The 3376-nt window shown below is 61.0% G+C and carries 4 protein-coding genes; 3 read left to right on the forward strand and 1 reads right to left on the reverse strand.

Annotated elements, in window-relative coordinates; translation table 11 throughout:
• Both EN991_RS28550 and EN991_RS28555 read left to right on the forward strand, forming a co-directional pair.
• The coding region (locus EN991_RS28550; protein WP_127369996.1) for an ornithine cyclodeaminase family protein at window positions 1-861 on the forward strand (861 nt) is incomplete at its 5' end.
• Entirely contained in the window at window positions 830-1990 is a 1161-nt protein-coding gene (locus EN991_RS28555) for an aminotransferase class I/II-fold pyridoxal phosphate-dependent enzyme (protein WP_127369997.1), read from the forward strand. The genes EN991_RS28550 and EN991_RS28555, both read left to right, overlap by 32 nt.
• A 3-nt stretch (window positions 1991-1993) precedes the next feature.
• Here the strand turns inward: EN991_RS28555 and EN991_RS28560 are convergent, their stop codons facing one another.
• The gene (locus EN991_RS28560) at window positions 1994-2389 is read right to left on the reverse strand and encodes a RidA family protein (RefSeq protein WP_164753785.1); all 396 of its coding nucleotides are present in this window, start codon (window positions 2387-2389) and stop codon (window positions 1994-1996) included.
• A gap of 151 nt (window positions 2390-2540) precedes the next feature.
• On the opposite strand from EN991_RS28560, the gene EN991_RS28565 reads away from it, so the two are divergent.
• On the forward strand, window positions 2541-3376 hold an 836-nt coding region (locus tag EN991_RS28565; RefSeq protein WP_127369999.1), incomplete at its 3' end, for a hydantoinase/carbamoylase family amidase.

The raw sequence follows: 3376 nt of genomic DNA on the forward strand, positions 1-3376 counted from the left end.
GCCCTGTCCGAGGGAAAGGTCGAGGTCCCGCCAGTAGGCGAACTCCTTTTCCCGGACGAAAGCGGTGAGCTTCACATCAAATATGGCGCCGTGCGCGGCGACGACGTGTTCGTCGTCAAGCTCGCAACGGGGTTCTTCAACAATCCGAAATTAGGTCTGCCGCCGTTCTCCGGTTGCATGCTGGTGCTGTCCGCGAAGACGGGTCAGGTTCTTTGCATCCTTCTCGAAGAAGGGGAACTCACCAATCACAGGACCGCCGCTGCAGGCGCCGTCGTTGCGCGTCACCTGGCACCTGCGCGGTTGGAGACGATTGGCATTTGTGGCGCCGGCGTGCAGGCGCGCCTGCAGGCCGACTATTTACGCCGGGTGACGCAATGCCGTGACCTCGTTTTGTGGGCGCGTGATGTCGAGCGGGCGACTGAAGCCGTGCGCGATATCGCGCGGATGGGCTACAGCGCTCGAGTGGCAGCAAGCCCAGAAGAGGTTGCCTCTTCGTCGCAGCTGATCGTCACGACGACCGCGGCCCACCAGCCCTATCTGTTCGCGGGCTCCATTAGGCCCGGCACACACATCACTGCGATGGGCTCGGACACACCCGAAAAGAACGAAATCGATCCGATGATCCTGAAGTCGGCCGCCCTGGTTGTCGCCGACAGTATACCGCAGTGCCTGGTACGTGGAGAGATTCACGCCGCGATAGCGGCCGGTGTCTTGAGACGAGAGGATGTCGTCGAGCTCGGAAATGTCATTTCTGGAAAGGCGGGACGGCGGTCGCCCGAAGACATCACGGTGGCCGATCTGACCGGTGTGGCCGTGCAGGACATCATGATTGCCAAAGCGGTGGTCGCACGAACAACTTGAGGAGTGCCGTATGCAGATTCCCACTTTCGTCCTTGAACGAAGCCAGACGCTTTATGAGAACGATGTCGCCATCAATCTGACGGAGAGCGGCGTTCACCCCGCAGCTATCTCGGAAATCCTGTCTGCAGCCGAATTAGCGGAGCTTGCCGCACTCCCTCTGGGCTACGGATACACGGATGGCAATCCATCGCTGCGCCAGTCGATCGCCGATTGGTACCCGGGTGCGGCTTCGGAAAACGTGCTGGTCGCTCACGGCTCGTCGGAAGCGAACCTGTTGACTTTGATGGCGCTCGCCGAGCGCGGCGACCACATCATCGTTGTCGTGCCAAACTTCATGCAGATCGCCGGCCTTGCTCACAGCCTGGGGATCGACGTCACGCAGATTGCGTTGCGACCGAGCGATGGCTGGCAGCCCGATATCACGGCGCTGGAAGCGGCAATTGGCCCGCGCACCAAGCTGATCACGCTCTGCGACCCCAACAATCCGACCGGTACAACGCTCACCCGATCGTCCCGGCGGGCGCTCGCGGAGCTGAGCGATCGCACGGGTATCTGGTTGCATGTCGACGAAATCTATCGCGGCTCGGAGATCGATTCCACCGATGCGCCAACCATTTTTGGGATGGGCAAACGGGTCATCGTGACGGGAGGACTGGCGAAATCCTTCGGTTGCCCTGGACTGCGGATGGGTTGGATGATCGGTCCGCAAACCCTGGTAGCGGAAGGCCATCGGTTTCAGGACTACACGAGTATCGGCACTGGCGTGGTCTCGCAGTTCGTTGCCGAGAGAGCGCTCGGCGAGCCCGTGCGGAGCAAGTTGCTCTCGCGCGGCCGCCAAATCCTTATCGCCGGGCGTCAGCGGGTAGCGGGGTGGCTCGAAGGGCGCGATGGATGGTCCTGGGTCGTTCCGCAAGCAAGCGGCATGGCGTTCCTTCGCTACGAGATGAACATCCCGTCAGAGACTTTCGTGGAAGAATTGCGCCGTGCCAAGGGCGTGTTCGTTTGCGCCGGCAGTTGGTTCGGTATCGAGGGTCATATCCGCGTTGGCTTCGGCGTCGACCCGCATCATCTGGAAAGCGGTCTGGAAGGCATCGACGAATATCTGCGCGAAAGGCGGTTGTTCAATTGACCGTCACTGTTCATCGCGGCCCTCCGGCTTCGCACCGTAGGCGACGACTTCCAGTTCGACCAGACCGCCGTAGAGCAGTTCGGCGACGGTGCCGATTCGCGCCGGTTTAGAGTCCGGGAAGTATTTTGCGTAGGCGGTGTTGAACTCGTTCGCGTCCTTTGACTCGCGTAAATAGACGTTGACCTTAACGATGTCCGAAAGGCGCAGACTCGCCCGCTGCAGGATGTCTTTCACCTCCAGCATAATGCGATCAGTCTCGGCTGCTACCCCGCCGGTGACGATTTCACCGTCGGGCCCGAAGCCGGCAAGGCCCGACAAGAATACGAAATCGCCGGCGCGGACCGCTTCCGAAATTGCAAGCCCTTCCACATTAGGCCCGGCAATGAATTCAATCGTCATGCTGTTTTCCGATCTGTGTCGATACCAGAAAGCATTCATAAGACGGGCGGCTCGTGATTGGTTATGAGATGTGGCAACTGACCTTTCTGAAAAGAGAAACGACGAGCCCCATACCGCCGTGCAGGCTGGGTGGACGGCAAGGGAGAACGACGTGGCACAACCGATCAATGTCGACCCTGAACATGTCGAACGGCTGATCTTCGACCTCGGCAGGTTCGGAGCACACAGCGGAACCGGCGTCTGGCGCACCGTGTATTCGCCGGAATGGGTCGCGGCAGCCGACCAGTTCGCTGAATGGTGCAGAGAAACGGGTTTGGCTGTGCATAGCGACGCGGTCGGCAATGTCTGGGGAAGGCTTGACGGTGAAGAGCCCGGGCCTTCGATCGTGTCCGGATCGCATATCGACAGCCAGACGCCCGGGGGCCGCTATGACGGTGCCTTGGGCGCGATCGCAGCGCTGGTTGCGGTTGACGCGCTTGCAAAGCAGTTTGGTAAGCCGCGCCGGACATTGGAAGTACTAGCACTTTGCGAGGAAGAGGGAAGCCGTTTCCCTGCGGCAAGCCTTTGGGGCTCGCGCGCCATAACCGGCTGCATCGAGCCGCGCGAACTTGACGAGCTGGTAGACGGCGACGGTGTTTCGATTGGCCAAGCCATGAAGGCTGTCGGGCTTGATCCCGCCGACCTCGGCAAGGTGGAGCGCGATGATATCGACACGTTCATCGAGCTGCACATCGAGCAAGGCCCCGTGCTCGAAGCTGCTGGTCTTGGAGTCGCCCTCGTCACGGCGATCAACGGACTGCGCCACTATCGTGTGGAACTGACCGGAGAGGCAAATCATGCCGGCGCCTTTCCGATGGATGCGCGCCGCGATCCGATGGCGGGGTTTGCGGAAATCGCCGGCGGTCTCATCTCGACGGCGGAACGTTGGGGAAGGCCGGCGGTGACAACCGTGGGGCAAGTCAGCGTCGAACCCAACCTGCCTTCCAT

Origin of the sequence: Mesorhizobium sp. M7A.F.Ca.US.005.03.2.1 (genome assembly GCF_003997795.1) — a bacterium.
GTDB lineage: Bacteria > Pseudomonadota > Alphaproteobacteria > Rhizobiales > Rhizobiaceae > Mesorhizobium > Mesorhizobium ciceri.